The organism is Haliea sp. (assembly GCF_040222615.1).
In the GTDB taxonomy this organism is placed as follows: Bacteria; Pseudomonadota; Gammaproteobacteria; order Pseudomonadales; family Halieaceae; genus Haliea.
The window spans coordinates 1-25,396 of the sequence record NZ_JAVKCQ010000156.1 but is presented as its reverse complement, the minus strand read 5'-3'; the positions used below and the strand labels follow the sequence as shown (position 1 = coordinate 25,396).

27 protein-coding genes are annotated in these 25,396 nt (G+C 64.5%); 12 read left to right on the top strand and 15 right to left on the bottom strand.

What is annotated here, in order from left to right:
* Positions 1 to 541 (bottom strand): peptide-methionine (S)-S-oxide reductase MsrA (msrA, locus tag RJQ10_RS12800; protein WP_350147182.1); only part of this gene is annotated, 541 nt, incomplete at its 3' end.
* 207 nt (positions 542 to 748) lie between these two features.
* Between msrA and RJQ10_RS12795 the strand changes: the two genes are divergently transcribed.
* From RJQ10_RS12795 to htpX, 5 genes are read left to right on the top strand one after another with little or no spacing between them, the layout of a single operon-like run.
* Entirely contained in the window at positions 749 to 940 is a 192-nt protein-coding gene (locus RJQ10_RS12795) for a hypothetical protein (RefSeq protein ID WP_350147180.1), read from the top strand.
* Between the two features lie 12 nt (positions 941 to 952).
* Positions 953 to 1,750 carry a VWA domain-containing protein gene (locus RJQ10_RS12790; RefSeq protein WP_350147178.1) on the top strand — a complete coding sequence of 266 codons (798 nt, stop codon included), beginning with the start codon at positions 953 to 955 and terminating at the stop codon, positions 1,748 to 1,750.
* A complete protein-coding gene (locus RJQ10_RS12785; RefSeq protein ID WP_350147176.1) occupies positions 1,648 to 2,361 on the top strand; it encodes a DnaJ domain-containing protein in 714 nt (237 codons plus the stop codon). Before RJQ10_RS12790 ends, RJQ10_RS12785 begins: the two co-directional genes overlap by 103 nt.
* A 47-nt stretch (positions 2,362 to 2,408) precedes the next feature.
* Positions 2,409 to 2,723 carry a hypothetical protein gene (locus RJQ10_RS12780; RefSeq protein WP_350147174.1) on the top strand — a complete coding sequence of 105 codons (315 nt, stop codon included), beginning with the start codon at positions 2,409 to 2,411 and terminating at the stop codon, positions 2,721 to 2,723.
* Positions 2,724 to 2,753: 30 nt separating this feature from the next.
* Positions 2,754 to 3,635 carry a protease HtpX gene (htpX, locus tag RJQ10_RS12775; protein ID WP_350147172.1) on the top strand — a complete coding sequence of 294 codons (882 nt, stop codon included), beginning with the start codon at positions 2,754 to 2,756 and terminating at the stop codon, positions 3,633 to 3,635.
* Here the strand turns inward: htpX and RJQ10_RS12770 are convergent.
* Together RJQ10_RS12770 and RJQ10_RS12765 are read right to left on the bottom strand one after the other, a co-directional pair.
* The gene (locus RJQ10_RS12770; protein ID WP_350147170.1) at positions 3,613 to 4,326 is read right to left on the bottom strand and encodes a hypothetical protein; all 714 of its coding nucleotides are present in this window, start codon (positions 4,324 to 4,326) and stop codon (positions 3,613 to 3,615) included. The genes htpX and RJQ10_RS12770 overlap by 23 nt on opposite strands.
* 9 nt (positions 4,327 to 4,335) lie before the next feature.
* Positions 4,336 to 5,106, bottom strand: a complete 771-nt coding sequence (locus RJQ10_RS12765; RefSeq protein WP_350147168.1) for a glucose 1-dehydrogenase — start codon at positions 5,104 to 5,106, stop codon at positions 4,336 to 4,338.
* 195 nt (positions 5,107 to 5,301) lie between these two features.
* On the opposite strand from RJQ10_RS12765, the gene RJQ10_RS12760 reads away from it, so the two are divergent.
* Both RJQ10_RS12760 and RJQ10_RS12755 read left to right on the top strand, forming a co-directional pair.
* Entirely contained in the window at positions 5,302 to 6,030 is a 729-nt protein-coding gene (locus RJQ10_RS12760) for a DUF1499 domain-containing protein (RefSeq protein ID WP_350147166.1), read from the top strand.
* Between the two features lie 6 nt (positions 6,031 to 6,036).
* Positions 6,037 to 7,095, top strand: a complete 1,059-nt coding sequence (locus RJQ10_RS12755) for a S1C family serine protease (RefSeq protein WP_350147164.1) — start codon at positions 6,037 to 6,039, stop codon at positions 7,093 to 7,095.
* Between the two features lie 2 nt (positions 7,096 to 7,097).
* On the opposite strand, the gene RJQ10_RS12750 is transcribed toward RJQ10_RS12755, so the two are convergent.
* Positions 7,098 to 7,847, bottom strand: coding sequence for an SDR family NAD(P)-dependent oxidoreductase (locus tag RJQ10_RS12750; RefSeq protein ID WP_350147162.1), 750 nt, complete (start codon positions 7,845 to 7,847; stop codon positions 7,098 to 7,100).
* Between the two features lie 229 nt (positions 7,848 to 8,076).
* Between RJQ10_RS12750 and RJQ10_RS12745 the strand changes: the two genes are divergently transcribed.
* From RJQ10_RS12745 to RJQ10_RS12735, 3 genes are read left to right on the top strand one after another with little or no spacing between them, the layout of a single operon-like run.
* On the top strand, positions 8,077 to 9,285 hold the full coding sequence (locus RJQ10_RS12745; RefSeq protein ID WP_350147160.1) for an acyl-CoA dehydrogenase family protein: 1,209 nt from the start codon (positions 8,077 to 8,079) through the stop codon (positions 9,283 to 9,285).
* Positions 9,286 to 9,295: 10 nt separating this feature from the next.
* A complete protein-coding gene (locus tag RJQ10_RS12740; protein ID WP_350147158.1) occupies positions 9,296 to 10,435 on the top strand; it encodes an acyl-CoA dehydrogenase family protein in 1,140 nt (379 codons plus the stop codon).
* A gap of 35 nt (positions 10,436 to 10,470) precedes the next feature.
* A complete protein-coding gene (locus tag RJQ10_RS12735; protein WP_350147156.1) occupies positions 10,471 to 10,833 on the top strand; it encodes a nuclear transport factor 2 family protein in 363 nt (120 codons plus the stop codon).
* 7 nt (positions 10,834 to 10,840) lie between these two features.
* On the opposite strand, the gene RJQ10_RS12730 is transcribed toward RJQ10_RS12735, so the two are convergent.
* The 3 genes from RJQ10_RS12730 to RJQ10_RS12720 are packed head-to-tail and all read right to left on the bottom strand — an operon-like array spanning position 10,841 to position 15,558.
* Positions 10,841 to 11,932, bottom strand: a complete 1,092-nt coding sequence (locus RJQ10_RS12730) for an efflux RND transporter periplasmic adaptor subunit (protein WP_350147154.1) — start codon at positions 11,930 to 11,932, stop codon at positions 10,841 to 10,843.
* Positions 11,925 to 15,248, bottom strand: coding sequence for an efflux RND transporter permease subunit (locus RJQ10_RS12725; RefSeq protein ID WP_350147152.1), 3,324 nt, complete (start codon positions 15,246 to 15,248; stop codon positions 11,925 to 11,927). Before RJQ10_RS12725 ends, RJQ10_RS12730 begins: the two co-directional genes overlap by 8 nt.
* 10 nt (positions 15,249 to 15,258) lie before the next feature.
* Complete coding sequence (locus tag RJQ10_RS12720) at positions 15,259 to 15,558, bottom strand: ArsR/SmtB family transcription factor (RefSeq protein WP_350147150.1); 300 nt, start codon at positions 15,556 to 15,558, stop codon at positions 15,259 to 15,261.
* 140 nt (positions 15,559 to 15,698) lie between these two features.
* Here RJQ10_RS12720 and RJQ10_RS12715 point away from each other — a divergent pair, with 140 nt between their 5' ends.
* Together RJQ10_RS12715 and RJQ10_RS12710 are read left to right on the top strand one after the other, a co-directional pair.
* Positions 15,699 to 16,490: a class II aldolase/adducin family protein gene (locus RJQ10_RS12715; RefSeq protein ID WP_350147148.1), complete on the top strand. Its 792-nt coding sequence runs from the start codon at positions 15,699 to 15,701 to the stop codon at positions 16,488 to 16,490.
* A gap of 28 nt (positions 16,491 to 16,518) precedes the next feature.
* Positions 16,519 to 17,427, top strand: a complete 909-nt coding sequence (locus tag RJQ10_RS12710) for a tyrosine-protein phosphatase (protein WP_350147146.1) — start codon at positions 16,519 to 16,521, stop codon at positions 17,425 to 17,427.
* Between the two features lie 9 nt (positions 17,428 to 17,436).
* On the opposite strand, the gene RJQ10_RS12705 is transcribed toward RJQ10_RS12710, so the two are convergent.
* From RJQ10_RS12705 to gspK, 8 genes are all read right to left on the bottom strand, one after another.
* On the bottom strand, positions 17,437 to 18,825 hold the full coding sequence (locus RJQ10_RS12705) for an alanine/glycine:cation symporter family protein (protein WP_350147144.1): 1,389 nt from the start codon (positions 18,823 to 18,825) through the stop codon (positions 17,437 to 17,439).
* 45 nt (positions 18,826 to 18,870) lie between these two features.
* The gene (locus RJQ10_RS12700) at positions 18,871 to 20,220 is read right to left on the bottom strand and encodes a sodium-dependent transporter (RefSeq protein WP_350147142.1); all 1,350 of its coding nucleotides are present in this window, start codon (positions 20,218 to 20,220) and stop codon (positions 18,871 to 18,873) included.
* A 58-nt stretch (positions 20,221 to 20,278) separates the two neighbouring features.
* Complete coding sequence (locus RJQ10_RS12695) at positions 20,279 to 22,066, bottom strand: aminopeptidase P family protein (RefSeq protein ID WP_350147140.1); 1,788 nt, start codon at positions 22,064 to 22,066, stop codon at positions 20,279 to 20,281.
* 26 nt (positions 22,067 to 22,092) lie between these two features.
* Positions 22,093 to 22,272: a rubredoxin gene (locus RJQ10_RS12690; RefSeq protein WP_350147138.1), complete on the bottom strand. Its 180-nt coding sequence runs from the start codon at positions 22,270 to 22,272 to the stop codon at positions 22,093 to 22,095.
* A 44-nt stretch (positions 22,273 to 22,316) separates the two neighbouring features.
* Positions 22,317 to 23,081, bottom strand: coding sequence for a type II secretion system protein N (locus RJQ10_RS12685; protein WP_350147136.1), 765 nt, complete (start codon positions 23,079 to 23,081; stop codon positions 22,317 to 22,319).
* The gene (locus RJQ10_RS12680; protein ID WP_350147134.1) at positions 23,078 to 23,554 is read right to left on the bottom strand and encodes a type II secretion system protein M; all 477 of its coding nucleotides are present in this window, start codon (positions 23,552 to 23,554) and stop codon (positions 23,078 to 23,080) included. Before RJQ10_RS12680 ends, RJQ10_RS12685 begins: the two co-directional genes overlap by 4 nt.
* Complete coding sequence (gene gspL, locus RJQ10_RS12675; RefSeq protein WP_350147132.1) at positions 23,551 to 24,744, bottom strand: type II secretion system protein GspL; 1,194 nt, start codon at positions 24,742 to 24,744, stop codon at positions 23,551 to 23,553. The genes RJQ10_RS12680 and gspL overlap by 4 nt, the downstream gene beginning before the upstream one ends.
* A 49-nt stretch (positions 24,745 to 24,793) precedes the next feature.
* The coding region (gspK, locus tag RJQ10_RS12670) for a type II secretion system minor pseudopilin GspK (RefSeq protein WP_350147130.1) at positions 24,794 to 25,396 on the bottom strand (603 nt) is incomplete at its 5' end.

The window sequence follows — 25,396 nt, the reverse complement described above, 5'->3', positions numbered from 1 at the left end:
GGGCGGGCAGGATCTCGGTGGTAATAGTGCCGTAGCCGCCACGATCCAGCGCCTGCTGGAATTGCCTGCGGCTATGCTCGGCCAGCCGCTGCTGCTCTTCCCCGAAGGTGTAGATTGCCGAGCGATACTGGGTGCCCAGATCGTTGCCCTGGCGCATGCCCTGGGTGGGGTCGTGTCCCTCCCAGAAACACCGCAACAGTTCCGGATAACTGACCAGCGCCGGGTCGAATACGACCAGTACCACCTCGGTGTGGCCGGTCTGGCCGCTGCAGACTTCCCGATAGGTCGGGTTGGGAGTGGGACCGCCGGCATAACCAGCTGCAGTGCTGTACACCCCCGGCAACTGCCAGAACAGGCGCTCTACGCCCCAGAAACAGCCCATGCCAAAAACCGCCTGTTGCAGCTGCTCCGGGAACGTTCCGGACAGCGGATGGCCGTTGACATAGTGCGCGGCGGGCACCGGCATCGCCGCCGCCCTCCCGGGCAGGGCCGAATCGGCATCGGGTATGGCGCGCTTCTTGCGGATATCGAACAGGCTCACTGTGGTCACCTCGCTACCGGAAAAAGCCCAGTGTACTGCCCTTCCCCTCTGCGGTGTAGCCGGTGTAAGCTCGACGGAAGCACGGAAATACGGCTTTGCCACAGGGCTGTCACAATTATGCCCTAGTCTGCAGAAGTCCGCGATCAGGCCGGCAGCGAACCATCGCGCGTAACCGTGGTCTGAACGCCAGAGAAGAAGGAACTCACGATGAACACAGAGAACAACACATTTGATCCCGGCACACTGTGCAGCCGCAAGCTGTGGCGCATTGTCGCCGGCGAGGAAAACAACCAGGCCCTGGACGAGCGCAGCCTGCGCAAAGCGGTGGCCGAGCTGGCTGAACGCCGCCACTATCTCGCTGACCTGGAGCGCCTCGGCAAGCTGGAGCGCAGGCACTAGCCCCGGATTACGATGGCAAAACCGCCTGCCCGCAAGGCCAGCAGCAAGGATATCCAGGCTTTCCTCAGCAAAAGCAAGGCCGTTGCCACATTCGCCGGCAAACATCCCCGCCTCCTGTTCGCCATTGACGCCACCGCCAGTCGCGAGCCCACCTGGGCCATGGCCCGCCAATTGCAGTCCGACATGTTCTCCAGCGCCGGCCGCCTGGCCTCGCTGTCGATACAGCTTTGCTATTACCGCGGCTTCCAGGAGTTTTACGCCAGCCCCTGGCTGCGCGACACCCGGGCCCTGGCCGGCCAGATGGCCGCCGTGCGCTGCGAGGGCGGGCACACCCAGATCGGTCGCCTGCTGCGCCACGCCCAACAGGTACACCGGGAAGCGCCAGTGCGTGCGCTGGTCTTCATCGGCGACGCGGTGGAAGAGCTGCCCGACAGCCTCTGCAACCAGGCCGGCCAGTGCGGGCTGCTGAAACTACCGCTGTTCCTGTTCCAGGAGGGTGATGACCCCGTTGTTCGCAGTACCTTCCAGAGCATGGCGCGGCTCAGCGGCGGAGCCTGGGCACGATTTGATCACCGCAGCGCCCACACCCTGGCAGAATTGCTGGGCGCCGTGGCGCAATATGCCGCAGGCGGCCGGGCGGCGCTGGAGAATAACCCCGGGGAGGGTGCTAAACTGCTGCTCCAGCAACTCAAGCCCTCAGGACCGACGTGCCGAAACTCCTGCTCCTGCTCGCCATCGCGCTCGCCCTCTACATCATGTTCATTCGCGCCCGGGCCCTGCCCCCCCATCTGCGCAAGGCCCAGTACCTGAAACTTGGCATCGGCATAGCCGTGGCTGCGGTGTTGTTCCTGACCCTGACCGGGCGCATGCACTGGGTCGGCGCTGCGCTGACCGGACTGCTGGTCGCCGCGCGCCAGCTGCTGCCGCTTGCCATCCGGATGTTCCCGATGCTGTCTTCACTGCGCGGCAAGGCCGGAGCCGCCGGCGCTGGCCAGCACTCAACAGTGGAGTCCGCCATCCTGCGCATGCATCTGGACCACGAGTCCGGCAAGCTCAGCGGCGAGGTGCTGCGCGGGCCGCTGCAGGACTGGCTGCTGGATGAACTGGAGCGCAGCCAGTTGGAAGACCTCCTGCACTACTGTCAACAGGAAGACAACGATTCCGTGCAATTGCTGCTCAGCTATCTGGAGCAGCGCTTTCCGGGGGAAACTGACTTTGGCAGCAAGCGGCAGGCGCCGCCGGAACCCGGCGGTCTGTCGCGCCGCGAAGCGCTGGCAGTACTTGGCCTCGGGGAAAACGCCAGCGAGGAGGACATTGTCCAGGCCCACCGGAAGCTGATGCAAAAGCTGCACCCGGACCGGGGTGGCAACGACTACCTGGCTGCGAAGATCAATCAGGCCAAGGATTTCCTGCTCGGCTAGAACGGCCGGCACCACGCAACAACCGCCACAGAGGAACACGGTTTACCATGAGTGAAGTATTTGTCATCCGCAACCAACTGGGACACTACTGGGGCAAGGCCAGGACCTGGGTCGATGGCCTCGATACCAGAACGGTGCAACGCCTGAAGCATCACGATGAGGCCGTCAATCTGCTGTTTGAGCTGAGCAGCAAGGATGTGGAACTGCGCGGCGAGGTCCTCAGCGCGGAGTTGAACGATCGCAATGAGCCGCTGCTGGAACCGAGCACCAATCCCCTGCCCCAGGCATCCGCGCCGGAAGATCCTGCGGACGCGGCGGCCGCGGAACAGAAAGCCCTGGTTGAAGGTCAAACCGGGGCTTGATCAACCACCATCACGAGGTGCGACACTGAGATGAGAATCCTGCTTTTCCTGGCCACCAACATCGCCGTACTGGTATTGGTCAGCCTGGTCTTCAACCTGCTCGGCTTGGAAGGCATCCTCGCCGCCAATGGCGTGGACCTGAACCTGGGCTCCCTGCTGGTCTTCTGCGCCGTGTTCGGCTTCGGCGGCTCGCTGATCTCACTGTTCCTGTCCAAATGGATGGCGAAGCGCGGTACCGGTACCCGCATCATCGACAATCCCCGTACCCGCGATGAGCAGTGGCTGGTGGACACCGTGGGCGAACTTGCCCGGGAGGCCGGCATCGGCATGCCCGAGGTCGGTATTTTCCCGTCCGAAGCCGCCAACGCCTTCGCTACCGGCTGGAATCGCAACGCCGCCCTGGTCGCGGTCAGCAACGGCCTGCTGCAACGTTTCAGCCGCGAGGAAACCCGCGCCGTGATGGCCCATGAGATCGGCCACGTGGCTAACGGCGACATGGTCACGCTCACCCTCATCCAGGGCGTGGTGAATACTTTCGTGCTGTTCTTCGCGCGGATTATCGGTCACACCGTAGACCGGGTGGTATTCAAGACCGAGCGCGGCTACGGCATCGGCTACTATGTGGTCTCTTTCATCGCCCAGATCGTGCTCAGCATCCTCGCCAGCATGATCGTGTTCTGGTTTTCGCGCTGGCGCGAGTACCGGGCTGACGCCGCAGGTGCCAGCCTGGCCGGCAGCGCGGCGATGATCGGTGCGCTACAGCGACTGCGGGCGGAGCAGGGGCTGCCCCAGGACCTGCCGGGCGAGCTCACCGCCTTCGGCATCAGCGAGCAATTGAAGGAAGGCCTTTCCGGCCTGTTCCGCTCGCACCCCCCGCTGGAGGACCGCATCAGGGCCCTGCAGCAGGGCTGAACAGGTACTCGCTCATCGGCACGACATCGATCCTGTCGAAGTCGATAAAGCGGGCACAGCTCTCCATCATCGCCGCCTCGTTGGCGGCCAGCGTGGCATCATCATCGGCGGCGTAAAACGCGTGTCTCGAGGCCATTGCCGCGTCGGGGAAATTCTCCTCGACCACAGCGTGCAGCAGCGGGGCATGCGCATCCAGCGCACACACCACCAGGTTCTGGCGATAGCCGAAAGTGGACTGGGTGTCGATCGCCACCTGTCCATGGCTGCCCTTCCAGATCGAGAGCCAGGTTTGCTCATCGAGTCGGGGCGGTCGCTGCAGCAGGGCGACCTGGCAGAAACCCGGAACGCGGGCGTCGGCAGCGGGCGGCTGGGTGCTGTTCACAATCGGCTCCGCCTCGGCTACCAGCCAGGCACAGCTGCGCGCCACCAGGGCCGGCACCAGGGCGGCGGGATCGGGCCGTTGCCAGGCGTCGTCCAGCCACAGGGACAGCAGGGCGTCCGGCAGCGCGCCGGTCGTCTGCATGCGCTTGTCTGCAGCCGCTGCCACCGCGCCGTCCGCCACCGCCAGCCGCAGCCCGCGCAGCGATGCCAGGGCCTGCAGCTGCGGCACCAGCTGCTGCCGCAGGCCAGCCCCGAAGTCATCCGCGCTAACCGCGTCCTGCCGCCAAAGGCTATAGAGCACCTTCTCCATGATAAATCCTCAGGAAAGCCCGACGGGAGGAGTGATGGTCGAGGCGTTGTCGATCAGCATCTCGGCGCCGTTCACAAAACTGGATTCATCACCCGCCAGGTACAGCACCATGTGGGCAATATCTTCCGGGTTGCACATATTGTTGCCCTGCAGGGACGCCACGTCCTCCGCGCTCACGGCCTCCTTGCCGGTGGCCAGCCTGGCGACCATGGGAGTTCTCACGCCGTCCGGATGCACCGAGTTGCAGCGGATGCGGTTGCCCTTCTCCTTGCAGTACATGGCCACCGATTTGGTGAGCGCGCGCACGGCGCCCTTGCTGGCGCTGTAGGCCGCAGCGAAGGAGACACCCTGGATCGCCGCCACCGAGGACATGTTGATGATGGAGCCGCCGCCACTCTGCTCCATTGCCGGGATAGCGTGTTTACAGCCGAGGAATACACCCTCCGAATTGACTGCCTGGACCTTGCGAAAGGTCGCGAGATCCGTGTCCACTACCGACGCCGCGGTCAACAGGCCGGCGTTGTTGACCAGAATGTCGAGACGGCCGAACTCGTCCAGGGTGGCGGCGATCACACTGCGCCAGTTGTCCTCATCGGTAACGTCCAGGCGCATGAAACGGGCCTGCTCACCGATACTCGCCGCAACAGCCTCGCCATCGGTTTCGTTGAGGTCCGCGACCACGACCGAAGCGCCTTCCTGCGCCAGCAGGATCGCATCCGACCTGCCCATGCCGCTGGCCCCGCCGGTGACGATTGCCACCTTGCCCGCCACTCGTCCCATCTCTGTCACTCCCTGGCCACGCCGGGCCCTGCTAACGTGTGTAAGCGCGGGAGTTAAGCAAAAGCCCCGGGAAAGCTCAATCGAGCCGCGGCAAAAGCGGAGGGCATGACTGCTCTGTTGAACCAGCCACGGACCTCGCACCCGTCGATCAGTAATAGTATTCTTGGCAACCCGATTCCATTGCGGAGCAACCTCATGCCACAGTCCCCCGGTTCCTCGCGACTGCTCACGGTACTCAGCTATATCGCCCTGACTCTGCTGCTGGCACTGCCGCTGGCGGTAGTGATGGTAAGATCAGGCCTCTGGCAGCAGGGGTTGCTGCTGTACGCGGTCAGCTGTCTCGCCGCGGCTCTCGTCCTGTTGCTACTGATGTTGCTGCTGGCGCTGCCGAAGTACCGGCAGCAGGCCCGCCGGATCGGACTGGCTGGGCTGCTGGTATTGCCCGGCACTGTATTATTCCTTGCCGTGCTGGCGAGCCGCGGGGACTACCCGCCCATTCACGACATCAGCACCGACCTCAGCGATCCGCCCCGCTTCACCCACGCGCCCACCCTGCGGGGACCGGACAGCAACAGCCTCGAGATCAAGCCCGACAGTCAGGGCTTGCAGCGCGAGGCCTACCCCGACCTGGAGAGCCTGCGCAGCACGCGCACGGCCAGCAATGCCTATCGCCACGCGCTGGAGGTGGCCAAAGGGCTGGGCTGGGAGATCGCCTGGCAGGATCCCGATAACGGCTTCATTGAAGCCGTGGAAACGACCGCGATCATGGCCTTCAAGGATGATGTCGTTATCCGCATTCGCTCCACCGCCGACGGCAGCGTGATCGACCTGCGCTCCGTGTCCCGGGTCGGTGTCGGCGATATCGGCGCCAACGCCCAGCGCATTCGCGCCTTTGTCGATGGCTTCACCGAGCAGGGAACCTGATCCGGCATGACCACTATCTCGCTGAGAACCTGCTGCCTGCTGCTTGCGCTGCTGCTACCGACCGCGGCGACAGCAGCAGTGGACTACCTGAGTTTTGCCACCGAGGACGAAGCCAACAGCACCGAGATATTCCGCAAGGCCAGCCCGGCAGTGGTTTTCGTCACTAACAAGGCCCTGCGCCGGGACCTGTTTTCACTGAACGTGCACGAGATACCGCGCGGTTCCGGCTCGGGCTTCGTCTGGGACAACAGCGGACTCATTGTTACCAACTACCACGTTATCGCCGGCGCCCACCGCCTGACCGTCACTCTGCAGGACCAGACTGAATTCGACGCAGCGGTGATTGGGGTGGCGCCGGAAAAAGATCTGGCCGTACTGCGTATCGAGAATCCGCCGGCAAGCCTGACCAAGCTGCCGGTGGGCGATTCCTCCGAACTCAGCGTAGGCCGCAAGGTGCTGGCTATCGGCAACCCGTTCGGCCTTGATACCACACTGACAACGGGTGTGATCAGCGCGCTCGGGCGCGAGATCCGCGCTCCCGGCAACCGCACCATTCGCGGGGTGATCCAGACCGATGCGGCCATTAACCCGGGCAATTCCGGCGGACCGCTGCTGAACTCGCTGGGCCAGCTGGTCGGAGTGAACACCGCCATCTACAGCCCCAGTGGCGCCAGCGCCGGCATCGGCTTCGCAATTCCGGTGAACACGGTGAAGGAAGTTGTGCCGCAGCTGATCAGCTATGGCCGCATGCTGCGACCGATCATGGGTCTTGAGCTGGCCAGTGACAGCTGGATCCGCCGTTACCGGATCAAGGGACTGCCCGTGGTCAGGGTCTTCCAGGGCCTGCCCGCGGACCGGGCGGGTATACGCGGGGCATATCGCAACACGCGCGGCGAAATCCTGCTCGGCGACATCATCGTGGCCGTCAACGGCAAGCCGGTGCGCAGCAACGATGACTACCTGAGTTTGCTGGAGGCCCAGCAACCTGGCGACAGGGTGACCGTCACCCTGCGCAATGGTGACGAGCAGCGTGAGGTCAGTGTGACTCTCACCGAATCACAATAGGCTCAGGACAGGGTACCCCCATCCACCCGGATGTCCTCACCGGTGATGTGGATCCCGTCCTCCGAAGCCAGCATGGCAATGACCCCCGCCATGACCTCGGGGCTCTTGGGCCCCGAGAGCGAGGAGATACGCCCGATCAGCTCGAAATCCATGTTGGGCGGCCACTTGATGTCCACCGTCATGCCGGTGTTGATGTCGCCGGGGCAGACACAGTTCGCCCGCACCCCGCGCTTGGCGTACTCGACCGCAATGCTCCGGGTCATGGCCAGAACACCGCCCTTGCTGGCGGAGTAGGCAGCGCCGTGGGGGAGTCCGGCAAGAGCGGCAGTGGAGGCGGCATTGACGATACTGCCGCGGCTTTCCAGCAGGTGCGGCAGTACCTCCCGGCAAAGGATCATGGTACCGGTCAGATTGACGTCGATAACCCGCTGCCAGGCACTGGTCGCCAATGTATCGGTGTCATCGAAACGCAGAATGCCTGCCATGTTCACCAGCGCGTAGAGGCTGCCGTAGCGGGCAATACAGGCCGCCACCGCGGCTTCAACCTGGGATTCATCCGACACATCGCACAGCCGGGCAGTGGCTTCCCCTCCGTCCGCAGCGATCAGGGCGAGGGTCTCGTCCAGACCCGCCTGGTTCACGTCGAGGCAAAAAATGTTGCCACCTTCAGCGGCGATGCGCAGCGCCGCCGCCCTTCCGATGCCGCTGCCGGCACCCGTCACCAGTACTACCTTGTCCTTGAATCGCTGCATTGCCCCGCTCCCTTGCGTGTTGACGAGCGCGCAGCATGACCAGCCCGGCAGCGTCGGTCAACGCGGGCAGTACACAGCGCTGAACCCGGCGCTACAGATTGCGCGGGGGCGGCGGGTTTGCTGCTCTATACCAGCCAAGCATCAGCGGCATCCACAGCAGCAAAGGTCGTTGCTTCTGGCCCCGTGGCATTTACCCTTGGCAACCGGCTGCCCTACAGGAGACACGCACGTGGACGATCTGGAACTTTTTCGCGAGGAGACCCGCAACTGGCTGGAGGCCAACTGCCCGCCGTCCCAGCGCCTGCCCAACACCCCCGAAGAGCAATACTGGGGCGGCCGCCGCGGCCATTTTGCCAGCGCGGACAGCCGGCAGTGGTTCGAGCGCATGCGCGATCGCGGCTGGACGGCGCCAGAATGGCCTGCCGCCTACGGCGGTGGCGGGCTCACGCCACAGCAGGGCCAGGTGCTGAAAGAGGAAATGAAGCGTATCCGCGCCCGCACCCCGCTGTACAGCCTCGGCCTGTGGATGCTGGGTCCGGCCCTGTTGGAATACGGCACCGAGGATCAGAAGCAGGAGCACCTGCGCGCCATTGTCAACGGCGAACTGCGCTGGTGCCAGGGCTATTCCGAGCCCGGCGCGGGCTCCGACCTGGCCAGCCTGCAGACACGCGCAGAAGACAAGGGCGATCACTTCCTGGTTAACGGCAGCAAGATCTGGACCACCGCCGCCGACAGGTCTGACTGGATTTTTTGCCTGGTGCGCACCGACCCCGCGGCAAAGAAACAGGAAGGCATCAGTTTTCTGCTGATCGACATGGACAGTCCCGGAGTCAGCACGACGCCCATAGCACTGATCAGCGGCGAGTCGGAATTCTGCCAGACTTTTTTCGACAACGTGAAAGTACCGAAGGAAAACCTGGTCGGCGGCCTCAACAAGGGCTGGTCCGTGGCCAAGGCCCTGCTGGTCCACGAGCGCAAACTGATGGCGGAAATCGGCAGTGAGTCGCCGCGACAGGAGGTGCCGCCGGTGAGCGCCGCACGCGAGTACCTGGCGTTTGCCGAGGGGCGCATCACCAACAGCCAGCTGCGCAGCGACCTGGCCAGCTTCGAAATGCGCATGCACGCTATCGCCCTCACCCATATGCGCGGCTTTGAGGAGCGCGCCAGCGGCCAGCAGAGCACAGTCGGCCTGTGCATGAAGTACCTGGGCACAGAAGCCATGAAGGAAAAGAGCGAACTGCTGCTGGCCATCATGGGCAGCCGTGGACTGGGCTGGGAAGCACCGGGGTTTACCCCCGAAGAACTGGACACAACCCGTCTCTGGGCCGGCTCCAAGGCGATGACCATTGCCGGCGGTACCACCGAGGTACAGCTCAACGTGATCGCGCGCAATATCCTGCAGCTACCGCAGGCACCGAAAGCCGCGACAGACTCCTGAGGAGACCACCATGGCACTGGTATTGAATGAAGAACAACGCCTGCTGGCCGAGACCGCCCGCGAGTTCCTGCAGGAGAATGCGCCCGTTGCGGCCCTGCGATCCCTGCGCGACAGTCGGGACGCAACCGGCTACAGCCGGGACCTGTGGCGGCAGATGGCGGAGCTGGGCTGGGCCAGTGTGATCATGCCGGAAACTTACGGCGGCCTTGAGTTCGGCTTTACCGGCATCGGGGTATTGCTGCAGGAAACCGGCCGCACCCTGACGGCATCGCCGCTGTTCGCCAGCGCCGTGGTCGGCGCGTCCGCCATCCTGCTGGGAGGAACGGAAGCACAGCGCGAGGACTACCTGCCACGGCTCGCGGCCGGCGATCTGACGCTGGCGCTGGCGCTGGAGGAAAGCCATCACCATCGCCCCTTCGGCAGCGCAACGCGGGCAGAGTTGAACGGTGACAGCCTCACCCTCAATGGCGCAAAATGTTTTGTCCTCGACGGCCACTCGGCGGATACACTGCTGGTGGTGGCGCGGAGCGCCGGCCAACCGGGTGACCGGGAAGGACTCAGCGTCATTCTGGTGCCGCGGGACAGCGCTGGCGTCGCCTGCCAGCGCACCCTGATGGTGGACAGCCGCAACGCAGCCAATATCCGCTTCGACAACGTCAGCCTGCCAGCGACGGCAATCCTCGGTGAGCCGGGCGCCGCCGGTGACTGGCTGGAGGCCGTGCTGGACCGCGGTCGCGTGGCCCTGGCGGCGGAGATGCTGGGCAGCGCCGAGGAGGTTTTTGCCCGCACCGTGGCCTGGCTCAAGGAGCGTGTCCAGTTCGGAGTTCCTATCGGCAGCTTCCAGGCCCTGCAGCACCGGGCCTCCCGCCTGCAGGCAGAACTGGAACTGGCGCGCTCCGTGGTATTGCAGGCCCTGGCCACTGTGGACGACAACCCGCAGCAACTGGCGCTGAGCGCCAGCCTGGCGAAAGCGACCCTGAACGAGCTGGTAAAACTGGCGACCAACGAGGCGGTGCAGATGCACGGCGGTATCGGTGTTACCGACGAACTGGAGATTGGCTTCTTCCTGAAGCGGGCCCGTGTCACCATGCAGATATTCGGCGATACCGGATTCCACAAGGATCGCTACGCCAGTCTCTGTGGCTATTGAACTGCAGCAACAACAACCAACACAGGAAACAAAGTATGGACAACAGTGACAAGATTGCCATGGTAGAGCGCTATGTCGAAGCCTTCGAGCAGGGCGACGTCAACATTATCCGCGGCATGTACGCCGATGATGCCGTTGTCGAGGACCCGGTAGGCACCGAGCCGCACCGCGGTCTGGACGCCATCTGCGCATTTTACGAGGGCGCCCTGGGCGCCGGCGCCAAGCTGAAGCTCACCGGTACACCGCGCTGCGCCGGCAACGCCGTGGCCTTCCCTTTCCAGGTCATCATGCCCGGAATGCAGATGGACGTGATCGATGTGTTCGAATTCGGCGCCGGGGGCAAGATCAGCAGCATGAAGGCCTACTGGGGACCGGATAACATGCAAACGGGAAGCTGACGGTCGCTCAGCTCCGGTGGCAGGAATTGCTGCCACCAGGCTCGAGTAAATGACATGGCAGCACCCTGTCACCCGGTGCCAGCCCCGACACGACTTCAGCACGACCATCCGGCAGCTCCCGGCCCAGACGCAGGAAACGGCGCTCGGGACCTTCCGGCCCCGCAACGCTGACCACCCACAACTGGCCTACCTGGGCCAGCAGCGCTATCGGTACATACAGGCGCTGCTCGGACCCCGCCGGCACTGCAACGCGGGCATACATACCGGGCAACAGGCGCTCATCGTAGGGCAGCCGAATCTTGACCTGGAAACTGCGCGAGCCGGGTTCGGCGGCGGGCACAATTTCCTCAATCGCGCCTTCGATATCCAGATCCAGCGCCGGCAGGCTGATCGGCACCGGCTGACCAACAACCAGTGCCAAGGCCAACTCTTCCCGCACCTGGGCTTCCACCCGCAGGGACAGCGGATTGTAGAGAGAGATCAGGCGCGAACCGGGCGCGGCGGTATCCCCGGGCTCGGCAAATCGATCCACCACCCTGCCATCTATCGGTGACAGGATGGTGGCGTAGCCCAGTGCTGCGCGGGACTCCGCCAGCGCCTGCTCGGCGCTCTGCAACTCTGCCTGCAGGGAATCGCGGTTGGCCTGGGCCGCGTCCCGATCCGCCATGGACAGCACGCCGCGCCCCTGCAGTTCAACTGCCCGCCGCAGATTGCGCTCGGCTTCTGTCAGGCGCGCCCGGACTGCGGTGATCTGGTCTGTGGCACGGGCTACCCGGGCCTCGAGATCGGACTGCTCCAGTTCCATCAGCACCTGGCCTTCAATGACCTGATCCCCGGCACGCACATGGATCTTCTGGATCCGGGACATGATGCGTGAAGAAATCATGGTGGCCTGTTTCGCTTCCACCGAACCCGCCACCGGCTCGCTCACCGGCACCTCCTCCGGCTCCACGGTATACACGGGCTCCGGACCGGCGGCACGGGGCTCATCCAGCCCGGGCGCCAGCCGCTGGTCAAACAGCCCCGCCATCCAGGCCACCAGCAACAACAGTAACAACACCGCGCCCAGGGCGGGCAGCCAGGTCCGCATCCTATTCATTGGCAACAGCCTCCTCGGCAGGTTCGTCAAAGACCAGCAAGTACACCACCGGCACCACTACCAGAGTCAGCAGAGTGGAGGCAATGATGCCGAAAATAATGGCCAGGGCGAGACCACTGAACACCGGATCGAGAATGATGACCAGGTTGCCCAGCAGGGTAGTCCCGGCGGTCAACAGCACCGGCCGCATGCGCACATGGCCGGCCTCCAGCAGGGCCTCGGTGACGCTGGCCCCGCGATCCCTGGCCTGGGTCACAAATTCCACCAGGATCAGCGAGTTGCGCACCACGATCCCGGCCAGGGCGATCATGCCGATCATTGCCGTGGCCGTGAACAGCACCGGGTCCGGCGCCCCCGCCACCTGCCGCTCGCCGAACAGGTTCAGCAACCAGAACCCGGGCATGATACCGATTACCGTCAACGGAATGGCGGCCATGATAATCAGGGACAGGGCGGAAGAGGCCGTCTGTATCCGCAGGACAAAGAAGATCGCCAACAGGGCGAAAGCAAACGCCAGGCCCATGTCGCGGAATACGTCGACGGTGATGCGCCATTCGCCCTCACCCGTCCAGCGCACTTCGATATCCTCCGGCGGTTGCCAGCCGTCGCCGCCTCCCGGACTGAGAAAGCTGCGCTCCTGCCAGTCGTTGGCGGTGCCGGACTCGGCGCCCCGGTCGGCGACCAGGTCGGCGATCACGTCCGCCGGCGGACGTCCGGACAGCTCCGCCGTCACATAGACTACAGGCCGCAGGTCCTTGCGCTGGATAGCCGGCTCCACCGCGTCGCGCCGGAACTGCCCCAGTTCGCCCAGAGCCACCAGAGGCTGGGGGGCTGCATCCAGTCCCTGGGCGCTGCTGGCCAGGGCGATACCCTCCATGCCCTTGACCTGCAAACGGTCGAAGTCATGCAGCGACACCCGCTGCTCCGGTGCCAGCCGCAACAATACCGGCAGTGGCTGCGCCTCGCCGGGCTGCTGTAGATAGCCCGCCACATGGCCCTGGTTGGCCATGGCGAGGATCTGGTTGATATCGGCTGTGGAGACACCGGACAGCGCCGCCTTGGCCTTTTCGGTGACGAAGCGCAGGCGCTGCTGCGGGTCTTCCACTGACGTGTCCACCTCCACCACATGCGCTTCCCGTTGCAGCCGCTGCGCCAGCAGCAGCGCCGCCTGTTTCTGGCTGGCGTAGGAGGTCAGGGTGTCACCGTAAACCTCGGCTACCAGGGTACTCATGACCGGCGGACCCGGCGGCACCTCCACCACTTTCAGTTTCACCCCGTCCCGCTGCAGAGGCTGCAGCAGCTCCCGCATCCGCAACACCACGGCGTGCGACTGGTGTTCGCGATCGGCCTTGTCCACCAGGGTTACCCGCAGATCGCCCAGGTAAGGTGCCTGGCGCTGGTAGTGACGTCGCACCATGCCGTTGAAATCGATGGGAGAGGGCTGGCCGACGAAGGCCGCAACTGCGCGCACCTCCGGCACCCGCATCAGGGCCTGCGAGACGCGCTGGCTGACAGCGGCGGTTTGCTCCAGGGTGGCCGACTCCGGCATGTCCACCAGCACCTGCACCTCATTCTTGTTGTCGTAGGGCAGCAGCTTCAGGGGCACCAGGCGAAACAGCGGGAGGCTCGCCGCCAGCACGAACAGCACCACCACGATCCACACTGCCGCTTTGGCTTTGCTGCGCCCTGCCAGCAGCGGACGCATCCAGCGGGCGTAAGTGCCGTCAGCCGGCGCGGTTCCGGCCGGGCCGCTGACCGCTGCCAGTTCGTCGCTGCCCACAGAGGGCAGCAGCCGGCTGGCGAGCCAGGGGGTCACCATGAATGCCACCGCCGTGCTGCTGATCACGGCCACCGGCACATTGAAGGCCATGGGTGCCATGTAGGGGCCCATCATGCCGGTGATGAATGCCAGCGGCAGGAAGGCAAACACGATGGTCAGCGTCGACATCAACAGGGGGATACGGATCTCCGCCATGGCGTCGACTATGCGGCGAGCCCGGGGGCCCTGCCCCGCGGCAAAATTGCGGGCAATATTGTCGACTCCGGTGATCGGATCATCCACCAGCAGGCCCAGGGACAGGATGAGCGCAAACAGGGTCACGCGGTTGATGGTATAGCCGAAGGCCATATCCAGGGCCAGGGTGATGCCGTAGCAGATAGGTACCGCCAGTCCCACCACGAGGCCGGCCCGCCAGCCCAGGAACACGCTGATGAAAACCACCACGGTGACGATGGCGAAGCCGAGGCTGCTGGCGAGATTGTTGACCTTTTCGTCCGCGGTCTGGCCGTAGTCCCGCAGCACCTCCACGTGCAGGTCGGCGGGCAGCAGTTCGCGTTGCAGCCGGGCCACTTCCTCATGCACCCGCCGGGCAACGCTGACCGCGTTGGTGCCGGGTTTCTTGGCCACGCTCAGGGCAACCATGGGGTAGCGTTGGCCGCTGGTCGCCAGTTCCCGGGGCTCGCGTGGAGAAAATGCAATCCAGGTGTAGGCGGAAGGCTCCTCCGGACCATCGACAATGCGGCCGATGTCCTGCAGGTAAACCGGAGCGCCATCGATGACATTGACCACCAGGCCGGGCAGCGCCTCGGGGCTGCGCAGGGCATCCCCACTCTCCAGCAGGATGGACTCGTTGTTGAAAGACCAGCTCCCGGCAGACTGCAACTGGTTGGACACGCTCAGCGCCGAAACCACGTCAGCGGCGGTGGTCCGGCGGGCGGCGAGCGCCTCCGGATCCAGCAGGATCTGCACCTGACGGGCGCGTCCGCCAGTCACGGTCACTTCGCCAGAGTCCGGCACCCGTTGCAGGTAGGTGGAGAGCTCATCCGCCACCCGGCGTAATTCATGGTCGCTGTAGCGCTGCGGATCAGTGGACCACAGCGCCAGCACCACGATGGCCACATCATCCACCTCGACCGGACGCAGCTGCCATTGACTTACCACGGGGGGCATCTGGTGCTGGTTCGAATACAGCTTGTTGTAGGTATTGAGCAGGGACTCCTCGCGGTCCTCCCCGACATGAAAGGCCAGGGTGACAGCGGTGCGTCCCGGCGTGGTCGTGGAGTAGACGTGCTCAACACCGGGAATCTGGGCCAGCAGTTTTTCCAGCGGAATGGCGACCTGGCGCTCTACCTGAAAGGCATCCAGCCCCGGCGCCTCGACAAACACATCCACCACCGGAACGACGATTTGCGGCTCTTCCTCACGCGGCGTAAACAGCAGGGAGATGACCCCCGCCAGCAGGCCAACGAAGAACAGCGCCTTGGGCAGACCACCTCCCAGCGTGTAGGCAACCAGGCGATCGAGGGGATGAGTCACAGGGTCACCTTCAGTCAGCGCAGTAGAGTGTATGCAGCAGTTGCAGGACGGCGAGCACCTCTACACCCGCCAGCGCATAGTAGATGAGCTGGCCATCGCGGCGGGTGGTGACCAGGCCGGCCTCCCGCAGGCGGGCAAGGTGCTGGGACAGGGCAGACTGGGACAGCGGCACCGCCGCGTTGAGTGCACCTACGGTACGCTCCCCCTCCACCAGTGCGCAGAGAATCATCAGCCGCTTCTCGTTAGCCAGCTGCTTGAGCAACAATGCGGCTTCGGCTGCCCGCAGGGCCATGGCATCGGCATCAATCATTGTCAGGATCCTCTCGCAGCCGCAACATTGCAAAATTATATTAGAAATTATTAATATTCAAAAGCCCCGCACTGGCCAACAGTTTGCGGGAAAAGGTTTACAATAACCAAGGCAAGCCGCACGCGATCTGGAGCAATGTCATGAACGAAGCCAATAACATCATCATGAACAGGGATACCACGGGCATGGGTGGCGAGGATACCGGCAAATCCACCGCTGAAATACGGCTTGAACGCAAGCAGAAACTGGCGGCGGCCCTGCGCCTGTTCGGCAAGTTCGGTTTCGACGAGGGCCTGGCCGGCCACGTGACCGTCAGGGACCCCGAGCACCAGGACCGGTTCTGGGTCAATCCCCTCGGCAGATCCTTCAAGCAGATGCGGGTGTCGGACCTGCTGCTGGTCAACCACAGCGGTGAGGTGGTTGCGGGCGACGGCCTGCTCAATGGTGCCGCGTTCACCATCCACTCGCGCATCCACATGGCTCATCCCCGAATCACTGCCGCGGCCCACTCCCACTCACTGTACGGCAAGGCCTGGGCCTCGCTGGGGCGCCTGCTGGATCCCATTACCCAGGACGCCTGCGCCTTCTACGAGGACCATGTGCTGTTCGACGACTTCACCGGCGTAGTACTGGATACCAGCGAGGGGGAGCGCATTGCCTCCGCACTGGGCGACCACAAAGCCGCGATTCTGCAGAATCACGGCCTGCTGACTGTCGGCGAAACAGTGGACGAGGCCGCGTGGTGGTTCATTACCATGGAGCGTTCCTGCCAGGCCCAGCTGCTGGCAGAAGCCGCCGGCAAGCCGAAGCTGATCAAGCCGGAATTCGCTGCCAAGACCCGGGATACGGTGGGCTCGACCCTGGCCGGCTGGTTCAGTTTCCAGCCCCTGTACGATGTCATCGTGGCCGAGCAGCCGGATTTACTCGACTAGCGCGCAGTACTCTACCAAGGAATAAAGCATGTCCCGAAAAGCGTGGTTGCAAGGCTTGTTCGCCGCCAGCGTGCTGGCGGTGGCCGTGGTCCAGTTCATCCCCTCCCCGCCGCTGGTACTGCCCGCCGAGCTGCCGCCCTCCGCTCGCGACGCAGCCCGCATGCTGGATTTCGAGGGCATTCACAACTTCCGCGATCTCGGCGGCTATACCACCAGCGATGGCCGCAGTGTGCAGTGGGGCAAACTGTACCGCTCGGGTCACCTCGCAAGCGCCTCCAGTCACGACCTGCAACAGCTGCAACGCTTGCAGCTGTCTACCCTGATCGATTTCCGCTCCGCCGCGGAGCGGGCGGAAGAACCCAGCCGCCTGCCAGATCCCCTGCCCTTCAGCGTGGTCAATATTCCCACCCTGGACGAGGGCAACCGGGCCATGGTCGGGGAGCTGCGCCAGCGGGTGGAAACCGGGGATTTCGACGGTTTCGACCCGGACGCCTTCATGCTGGAAGCGAACCGCCAGTTTGCCACCAGGTTCACCACGGAGTACCGGGATTTCATGCATCAGGTGCTGGAGGCTGACGGCAGGCCGGTCGTCTGGCACTGTACCGCGGGCAAGGATCGCACCGGTTTCGCGGCGGCCATCCTGCTGCGGGTACTGGGTGTTCCCGAGGACCAGATCATGGCCGACTATCTCGCCAGCCGGGAACCGGCACTGGCGGCGCGGCGCAGCGAGCTGCTCCTGCTGCGCCTGTTCAAGGGTGCGGAGGCCGCGGACACGGTGGGCGTTATGCTGGGCGTCGAGGAACGCTGGCTGGCAACCGCGTTTGCCGCCATCGACAGCCACTGGGAGAGTTTCGACCGCTACGTCAGCGAGGGTCTGCAACTGTCAGTGGAAGACATCGAACGCCTGCGGCAAAACCTGCTGGTGAACGCCGGCTAGTATCGCGGCTCAGTCCCGCCAGGCCTGCTCGTCAAGGTCGAGGTCGCGCCAGTCCTCCAGCCGCAGACGCGGTTCGACGCCTGTGCGCAACTGGGCATCGTAATCCGCCAGCAGGCGCATCCCGATCCGGTACATCGACACCAGGCCGACGAGGTTGACCAGGGCCAGCAAACCCATGGTGAGCTCAGCGAATCCGAACACCGTACTCAGGTCCTGCAGAGAACCCCAGAACACCAGGCCCAGCACCGCGACCCGGAACAGATTGGCCACCGCGGGATTGTCGTGACTGAAGAAGCTGAGGCTGTTGTCGCCCAGATAGTAGTTGTACATGATGGAACTGAAGGCAAACAGCACCAGCGCCACGGAGACAAAGCCCGCGCCCCAGGAACCGACATGGCTGGCCATGGCCGCCTGGGTAAGGACCACACCGTCGACACCGGCTGCACCGGGTTGGTAGGCATCCGAGAGCAGGATGATGACGGCGGTGCAGGTGCACATGATGAGGGTGTCGATGAAAACGCTGAAGGCCTGCACCACACCCTGGTTGGCCGGATGCGGCACATGGGCTACCGCGGCCACGTTGGGCGCACTGCCCAGGCCGGCCTCGTTGCTGAACAAGCCGCGCTTGACGCCTTGCATGATCACCGCGCCGAGACCGCCGCCCACCGCCTGTTCCAGACCAAAGGCACTCTCGACGATGTACCAGATCGCCGCCGGCACCGCAGTGATGTTGAGCGCGATCACCACCAGCGCGGCGAGCAAATAGGCCAGCGCCATCAGCGGCACGATCACCTCCGCTACCAGGGCAATGCGGCGGATCCCGCCAAAAATGACCGAACCCAGCAGGAGCACCATCAGCGATCCGGTTATCCAGGTTGATACTCCGAAGGAGGCCTGTAGCGACGTCGCTACTACGTAGGACTGAACCGCATTAAACCCCAGCCCGAACGTCACCAGCAACAGCACCGAATAGACCGCCGCCAGGCCGCGCTGGCGAATGCCGTGGGTGAGATAGTAAGCGGGACCGCCGCGGTAGCTGCCGTCAGGCTCCGCGCGCTTGAACAGCTGGGCCAGCGAGCACTCGAAAAAACTGGTGGCCATGCCCATCAAGCCAATGACCCACATCCAGAACACGGCCCCCGGTCCGCCGAGGGTTATGGCGACCGCCACGCCCGCAATATTCCCGCTGCCGACCCGCCCCGCCACCGAGACCACCAGTGCCTGGAAAGAGCTGATATGGCCGCGCTCATGATGCAGGCCGCCGCGCAGGACACTGAACATGCGACCGAAATAGCGGAATTGCACGGCCCGTGAACCCACACTGAACAGCAACCCGACCCCGATCAGAACGACAATCAGAATCTGGCCCCAGAGAAAGTCATTGACGGCATTCAGCATGCAGGCTCCAGACGCTGCGGGGACAGGGAGGTCCGGTAGCTGAGGTCAGCCACCGATACCCGAGATAAAAATCACTACCAGCGCTGGCGGCACCACGAAGCGGATCATGAAACGCCACAGCTCATACGCACCGTTACCCATGCTCCAGAGTTCATCGCGGCTGGCTTCGCGGGTCATCGCCCAGCCGGCGAACACGGCAATCAGCAGGCCGCCCAGGGGCAACAGGATCTGGTTGCTGAAATAATCCATGGTATCGTTGAGGTTGTGGTCACCAAAGCGGATGTCGGCCAACACGTTGTAGGAGAGAATGCTGAAGATGCTCAGGACCGCGACTGAGCCGACTACCAGCACCGTACTGCGGTGGCGCGGCATGCCAAAGCGCTCCTCGATCCAGGCGTTGACGCACTCCACCAGGCCGACCATGGAGGTGATTCCCGCCACCGACAGCATGGTGAAAAAGAGCACACTGAACAGGTGGCCACCGGGCATTTGCGCGAAGGCCACGGGCAGGGTCTGGAATATCAGGCCGGCGCCGGCTGCCGGGTCGAGCCCGTGATGAAACACGGCGGGAAATATCACCAGGCCGGCGAGCAGCGCCACACCGGTATCGGCCACCACGATGATCAAAACGGACTTGCCGATGGATATGGACTTCGGCAGGTAGGAGCCGTAGATCATCATGCCGCCCATGGCAACGCCAATGGAGAAAAAAGCCTGGCCAATGGCCACCAGGAAGACGTCCGGGCTGATCTTGCTGAAGTCCGGCGTGAACAGCCAGGTGATGGCCTCAGCAAAACCGCCGACAAAATAATTGTAGCCGGCCAGCCCCAGCAACAACAGGAACATCAGCGGCATCATCACCACCACGGCCCGCTCTATACCGTCCTTGACCCCGGCATAGATAATCGCCCCGGTCATCAGCAAACCCACCAGCGTCCAGAACAGCATCCCTGCCGTATCGCCCAGCACCGCCGCGAACTGGCTGCTGGCGCTAAGCGCGTCAACATCGACAAAACCGGTGGTCACAGCCTTGAACAAATACCAGAGCACCCAGCCAACAATGACTGAATAGACTATCTCAATGCTGTAGGCAGCCAGCAATGCCATGCCTCCCACCCACTGCCACTGGCGACTGCGTCGGCTGTCCACCGCGACCACCGCCATCGCTTCCGGCGGGCTGGACTGGCCCCTGCGACCAATCATCAGCTCCGCGATCAGGATGGGCACGCCGATGCCGAAGGCACAGACCAGATAGATGATGACGAACGCGGCACCGCCGTTTTCACCGGTAATGTAGGGAAAACGCCAGATATTGCCGAGGCCCACCGCGAAGCCGACCGCTGCCATGAGGAAAGCAAACCGCGAGGACCAGTGATCAGCTGCCGCTGTTGCCATAGAATCGAACTCCTGTTCTTGTTGTTTTGGGGCAGTGTACCGAAAAGCCTGGCACCGATCAGCTGCCTGCGGCCAGCGGTGCGCAGGCCTGCTGCAGCCAGGCGCGGTCCGAGTCCGGCAGCAGCGGGCCGACGGTGCTCGCCACCTGGTCATGATAGTCGTCCAGCCACCTCAGCTCCCCCGCGTCCAGTAGCGTCAGGTCCAGCAGGCGCCGGTCGAAGGGGGCCAGGGTCAGAGCCTCAAAGCCGTACATCGGCGTTTCCAGCTCCCCTGCCACTTTGGTCACGACCACCAGGTTCTCGCAGCGAATGCCAAAGGCACCGTCCCGGTAATAACCGGGTTCGTTGCTGACAATCATCCCCGGCTGCAAGGGTACCGGGGCCCAGGCCTTGGCAATACGCTGGGGACCCTCGTGAACGCTGAGAAAGGCACCAACCCCGTGGCCGGTGCCGTGATCGTAGTCGTACCCCTGCCGCCACAGGTGCTGCCGCGCCAGCACGTCGAGATGGGTGCCGGTGGTTCCCTTGGGGAAGCGTGCCCGGTCCAGGGCGATGTGTCCCTTCAGTACCAGGGTAAACAGGCGGCGCACCTCGGCCCCCGGCTCGCCAATGGCAACGGTGCGGGTGATGTCGGTAGTACCGTCTTTGTACTGGCCACCGGAGTCGACCAGATAAACGGAGTCTGGCGACAGCGCAGCCGGGGTGCCATTGCGGTGACTGTAGTGGCACATGGCGGCATTGCTGCCGGCGGCCGAAATGGTTTCGAAGGACGGCCCCTGGAAGTGCTCGCCACCGGACCTGAAATCCAGCAGCCGATCCGCCAGCTCGGCCTCATTGTACCGACGCCCGGCAGCCTGCTCGCCGTCCAGCCAGGCCAGAAACCGCACCACCGCCGCACCGTCGCGGACATGGGCGGCGCGGGCGCCGGCAACCTCTACCGCATTCTTGCACGCCTTGGGGAGGATCACCGGGTCGGTACCGGGCACCAGGGTCGCGCCACCCTGCTCCAGCAGCAGCTGGGACCAGGCGTTCGCGGTCACCGGGTCCGCCAGCACCCGCTTGCCCGCCTGCGCACCGAGCAGGGTCTCGGCCTCATCCGGAGCATACATTCGCACACCTTCACCGCAGTGCTGCTGCCAACCGGCGGGCATCCGCGCCGGTTCCACCACCAGGTCCAGCGCACCATCAGCCCACAGCAGCGCCAGCGACTGCAGCACCGGCAAGCAGGGAATGTCCTGCCCGCGCAGGTTCAGCAGCCAGGACACGGAATCGGGAGCAAACACCAGCGCGGCATCCGCCTCCAGCGCCTTGACCGCCGCACCGATACGCTTGCGCTTGCTGGCACTGGATTCGCCGGTAAACGACTCGCCAAGCAGCAGGGCCGGTGCGATCTCGGCAACCGGTCTGTCCTGCCAGCTGCGATCCACCAGGTTATCGGTATCCGTGCACAGTTCCATGCCGGCTGCGGCCAGCTCGTCGGCGGCCTGGCGCAGCCACTGCAAGTTGTGCAGGCGAGAATCCACTGCCACCCGCGCACCGGGCTGCAGGGAGGACCGCAGCCACTGCAGCGGCGGTTCCTCGATCAGGTGGTGGTAGCTGAACTCGGCGGCAGAGACCTGCTGCCTGACCTGTACGGTGTAGCGGCCATCAACAAATACTCCAGCGCCCTCGCGCAGGATCACGGCCATGCCCGCCGACCCGGAAAACCCGGTCGCCCACCGCAGGCGCTCGTTGTGCAGGGGAATATATTCCCCCAGATGCTCGTCGGCACGGGGAATTATGTAGGCATCGTAGGCGCGCTCCGCCATCAATTGGCGCAGCGCTGCAAGCCGTGTCGCTGTTGTCATGATCGAGGTCCAGTGGCAGGGAAAACTCAGTCTTCCATCAAGTCAAAATCGGATTTGGAAATGCCGCAGTCGGGACACTCCCAGGTGTCAGGCAAGTCTTCCCAGCGGGTACCGGGGGGAATGCCATCGTCTGGAATGCCAAGGGCCTCATCGTAGATGTAGCCGCAAATCACACATTCATACTTGCGGTATTCAGCGTCGCTCATCGGCGCGGTTTCCTTGTTCGGGGTGAAGAGAAAAATGACTGCATTCAGGCGCCGGGTACTGCCAGCTGGCCCTCGAGATGCAGCTCATACCCACCCGCCACCGGCCGAGCCAGCAGCGAGAGCGCCTCCTGCAACTGCGGGTCCCAGTTGCCATCGTGGGCTATCAACACCGCGATGCTATAGCTCGTCTGCGCCAACTGCAACTGCCCGGAGGCCTGCACCGGACCGGCGAGGGTCAGCACCTCCCCGGTCAGGTCGCCGCCATCAGGCTGGACAACGTCCAGCGCATAGCTGCCCAGTGGCAGCAGGCCGCGTGGCGACTCCCAGGCCGCCCGCTGCCACAGCAGGCGGCCCTGTGCCTGCACCGGCAGGCCCTTGTGCAGGCGCAGCTCACGCCCTTGCAGGGAGACCACCCCTTGCAGGGCGACCGGAGCCAGGTGGCGCAGCAACGACGCATCGAAGCTGGCCTCGATATGCTCCAGATAAATGTCGCTGCTGCCGCGGAACTGCACCTCAGCCTGCAGACGCTGACCGCCCCACAGGCTGCTGACCTGAAGTTTCGGTGCCAGGGCCAGCAATGACCAGGGGCGCAGCGCCCAACTGACCTCACCGAGATGCAACAGGCCGGCGTCGGTTGCCACCAGCACCCGTCCCGCGCGACCCTGCCACACCGTGCCCTGCAGTCCCTGGGCCGTGACTGGCGAATGCTCCAGCGCTCGCACCAGCAGCTGGGCGGGAGCGCGGGCAATCAGCAGCCCCAGCAACAACACGATGGCCAGCGCAGCGGCCAGCCAGCGGGCACCGCTCATGAACCCTGACCGATCCGGATTGTGGCATTGACGAAGCCGGCAGTGCCGGCCTGGGTAATCGCCACCTCCTCCAGCAGTAATCCTTCAACCAGCTCCAGTTGATGCAGCCACGCCACGAGATCAGCGAAGCGCGCATTTTCCAGCCGCACCTGCAGGTCACCGCGACTGCCGGGCTGCAGCCGATTCACCGGCAGGCCAAAACGCGCGGTGCTCTGGTTCACCACCGCTGTCAGGTTACTGCGCTGCCCGCCGGGACCGGCGGTCGCGCGCGCCTGCAGCAATTCCGCCACCAGCGTATCAACCCGCACCAGGGCCGCGGCGGTGGCCGAATTCTGTTCCTCCATGCGGTCGCGCATGGCCGCCACTGGCGACCACAGCAACAGCCAGAGCAGGTAGACAGCAACCACAGCGGCCAGTACCAGCAGGCTCAGCTGCTCGCGCTGGTTCAGGCGTGCAAACCAGGCCTGCATCATGCCCCTCCCACGCGGATCCGCGCACGGACACCATCACCCTGGGCGCTGCTGCTTTCCATTATCGCCGCCAGTCCGGCGTCCGCCAGCCCCGCGCGCAGTTGCTCGACCTCGGCGAAGTCCTTGGCGACAATATTCAGGCGCATTTCCCCACCCCGCTGGCTGTAATTAATGCTGACGATACTGGCCCCGGGACGCTCGGCGATGATACCCCCGGCCCGCTCCAGCAGACGCACAAAGCCGCCGCCACCGCCACCGCCACGCAGCCCGTCCAGCTGGCGCCGCAGCTGGCGTTCGGCATCCACCAGCGCGCCCTCGGGCATGGCCTGCCGGTAGCTGGACTCCAGTGCCGTCCGCAGGGCCAGGTTTTCCCGGCTGAGCGCCCGGTACTCGGCCCAGGTCGCCACCAGTTGCAGGGTGAAGGCCAGTCCCAAAACCACAGCGGCGACTCGCCACTGCTGCCACCATCGAGCCAAGGGCAGCCGGGCCGCGTAGGGTCCCTGCCTCAGGTTCAGCGGATGCTCGTCCCGCGCCAGCATCAGGGCAGCGCACAGATTTCCCTGGCGCCATTGCACCATGGCCTGCAAAGCCTGCGGTATCAGGGCCAGTTCCCGTTCCTGGTCGCTGCCGTAGACCACCAGTGCCTGCGGCGCAGCGTCCACGGCTGCCGCCGACAGCAGCGTGGGCAGCAGGTCGGGCTCAACCGTGTAGCCCTCGCATTCACCACTGCGCACGATCACCGCATCGCCGGTCATTACCAGGCACCACTCACCCGGTTGCCAAGGCAGCAACAGAGGTTCCGGCAACCACTGCGGCAGATCGGGCAGACCCGCCAGCAGCTGCTGCCAGGCCTCCATGGCCGAGTGCCGGCACAGGGCGACACCAAAGGTGGCCTTGTCCAGCGGGCAGGTGGCGAAGTGCAGCTGCTCGACATCCTCAGCAAGCTGCTCCTCCAGCAGGAACGGCAGAGCCTGCTGCAGGTGTTTTCTTTCATCCGCGGTCACCGTCAGGCGCAGCAAACGCACCTCTGCCCCGGGCGCGGCGAAGCAGGCCTGCAGCCGCGACCCCCGGAGAGTTTCCCGGAACAGGGCCAGCGCCTCGGGGCTGTCCAGCCGCCGCGGTTGTTCGCCGGCGCCCGGCGGGTACCAGACGAGAGCATCGTCAAGCAAGCGCACGACGGCTAGATTCTGCAAACCGTGATCTCCGTTGTTACCATGGGTGGAATCATCCCGCAGCCTCGCATTACAGGCTCCCGGACGCGCGAGCTACCGCCCGCACCGTGCGCTCATCCCGGTGCAGCACACTGTACAAGCGCATGTTGCGATCGGCAACTTCGACCTCTGCCGCCAGCAGGAACCAGGAGGAACTTTCCCCCAGCAGGCTGCGGACATCCGCCAGTTCCTTGTCGGCAAAAGTCGCATCCTCCAGCATGTCATCAATGCCGGCGAAGCCGGTCTCACTGCGCTGGCGCAGGAACAGGGCCTCACCGTCCGTTTCACTGAGTGGCTGCAGCTCGTTGTCGCCATTGAGCGCGCGCAGCAGCGGCAGCGCCGCGGTGTGTATGTTGAGCGCCGCGGGGACTTGCGGCCAGACCGTCACCAGCGGCGCCAGCGCGCGGTAAAGCTCCGGCGTCACGTTGGCCACTGCCCGCAACTCGCTGACGCTGGCCATGGCCCGGTTGGCGGCCCGGTAAGGCGGACTGTTGCCGCTGTAGAAATCATCCTCGGCCCCGTATGGACGCGTCATCGTATCGCTGTCCAGCCAGTCCCCGATGGCCTGGGTCACCGCAATCGCCGTCTGCGAGTCCAGCGCCATCTCGGGCAGGGCCTGCAACAGGCGAATGAA

Excerpts from the sequence above, each read along its gene's own strand:
- RJQ10_RS12795 (WP_350147180.1), top strand. The coding sequence starts at position 749 with ATGAACACAGAGAACAACACATTTGATCCCGGCACACTGTGCAGCCGC.
- RJQ10_RS12790 (WP_350147178.1), top strand. The coding sequence starts at position 953 with ATGGCAAAACCGCCTGCCCGCAAGGCCAGCAGCAAGGATATCCAGGCT.
- RJQ10_RS12780 (WP_350147174.1), top strand. The coding sequence starts at position 2,409 with ATGAGTGAAGTATTTGTCATCCGCAACCAACTGGGACACTACTGGGGC.
- htpX (WP_350147172.1), top strand. The coding sequence starts at position 2,754 with ATGAGAATCCTGCTTTTCCTGGCCACCAACATCGCCGTACTGGTATTG.
- RJQ10_RS12770 (WP_350147170.1), bottom strand. The coding sequence starts at position 4,326 with ATGGAGAAGGTGCTCTATAGCCTTTGGCGGCAGGACGCGGTTAGCGCG.
- RJQ10_RS12765 (WP_350147168.1), bottom strand. The coding sequence starts at position 5,106 with ATGGGACGAGTGGCGGGCAAGGTGGCAATCGTCACCGGCGGGGCCAGC.
- RJQ10_RS12760 (WP_350147166.1), top strand. The coding sequence starts at position 5,302 with ATGCCACAGTCCCCCGGTTCCTCGCGACTGCTCACGGTACTCAGCTAT.
- RJQ10_RS12755 (WP_350147164.1), top strand. The coding sequence starts at position 6,037 with ATGACCACTATCTCGCTGAGAACCTGCTGCCTGCTGCTTGCGCTGCTG.
- RJQ10_RS12750 (WP_350147162.1), bottom strand. The coding sequence starts at position 7,847 with ATGCAGCGATTCAAGGACAAGGTAGTACTGGTGACGGGTGCCGGCAGC.
- RJQ10_RS12740 (WP_350147158.1), top strand. The coding sequence starts at position 9,296 with ATGGCACTGGTATTGAATGAAGAACAACGCCTGCTGGCCGAGACCGCC.
- RJQ10_RS12735 (WP_350147156.1), top strand. The coding sequence starts at position 10,471 with ATGGACAACAGTGACAAGATTGCCATGGTAGAGCGCTATGTCGAAGCC.
- RJQ10_RS12730 (WP_350147154.1), bottom strand. The coding sequence starts at position 11,932 with ATGAATAGGATGCGGACCTGGCTGCCCGCCCTGGGCGCGGTGTTGTTA.
- RJQ10_RS12720 (WP_350147150.1), bottom strand. The coding sequence starts at position 15,558 with ATGATTGATGCCGATGCCATGGCCCTGCGGGCAGCCGAAGCCGCATTG.
- RJQ10_RS12715 (WP_350147148.1), top strand. The coding sequence starts at position 15,699 with ATGAACGAAGCCAATAACATCATCATGAACAGGGATACCACGGGCATG.
- RJQ10_RS12710 (WP_350147146.1), top strand. The coding sequence starts at position 16,519 with ATGTCCCGAAAAGCGTGGTTGCAAGGCTTGTTCGCCGCCAGCGTGCTG.
- RJQ10_RS12705 (WP_350147144.1), bottom strand. The coding sequence starts at position 18,825 with ATGCTGAATGCCGTCAATGACTTTCTCTGGGGCCAGATTCTGATTGTC.
- RJQ10_RS12700 (WP_350147142.1), bottom strand. The coding sequence starts at position 20,220 with ATGGCAACAGCGGCAGCTGATCACTGGTCCTCGCGGTTTGCTTTCCTC.
- RJQ10_RS12695 (WP_350147140.1), bottom strand. The coding sequence starts at position 22,066 with ATGACAACAGCGACACGGCTTGCAGCGCTGCGCCAATTGATGGCGGAG.
- RJQ10_RS12690 (WP_350147138.1), bottom strand. The coding sequence starts at position 22,272 with ATGAGCGACGCTGAATACCGCAAGTATGAATGTGTGATTTGCGGCTAC.
- RJQ10_RS12685 (WP_350147136.1), bottom strand. The coding sequence starts at position 23,081 with ATGAGCGGTGCCCGCTGGCTGGCCGCTGCGCTGGCCATCGTGTTGTTG.
- RJQ10_RS12680 (WP_350147134.1), bottom strand. The coding sequence starts at position 23,554 with ATGATGCAGGCCTGGTTTGCACGCCTGAACCAGCGCGAGCAGCTGAGC.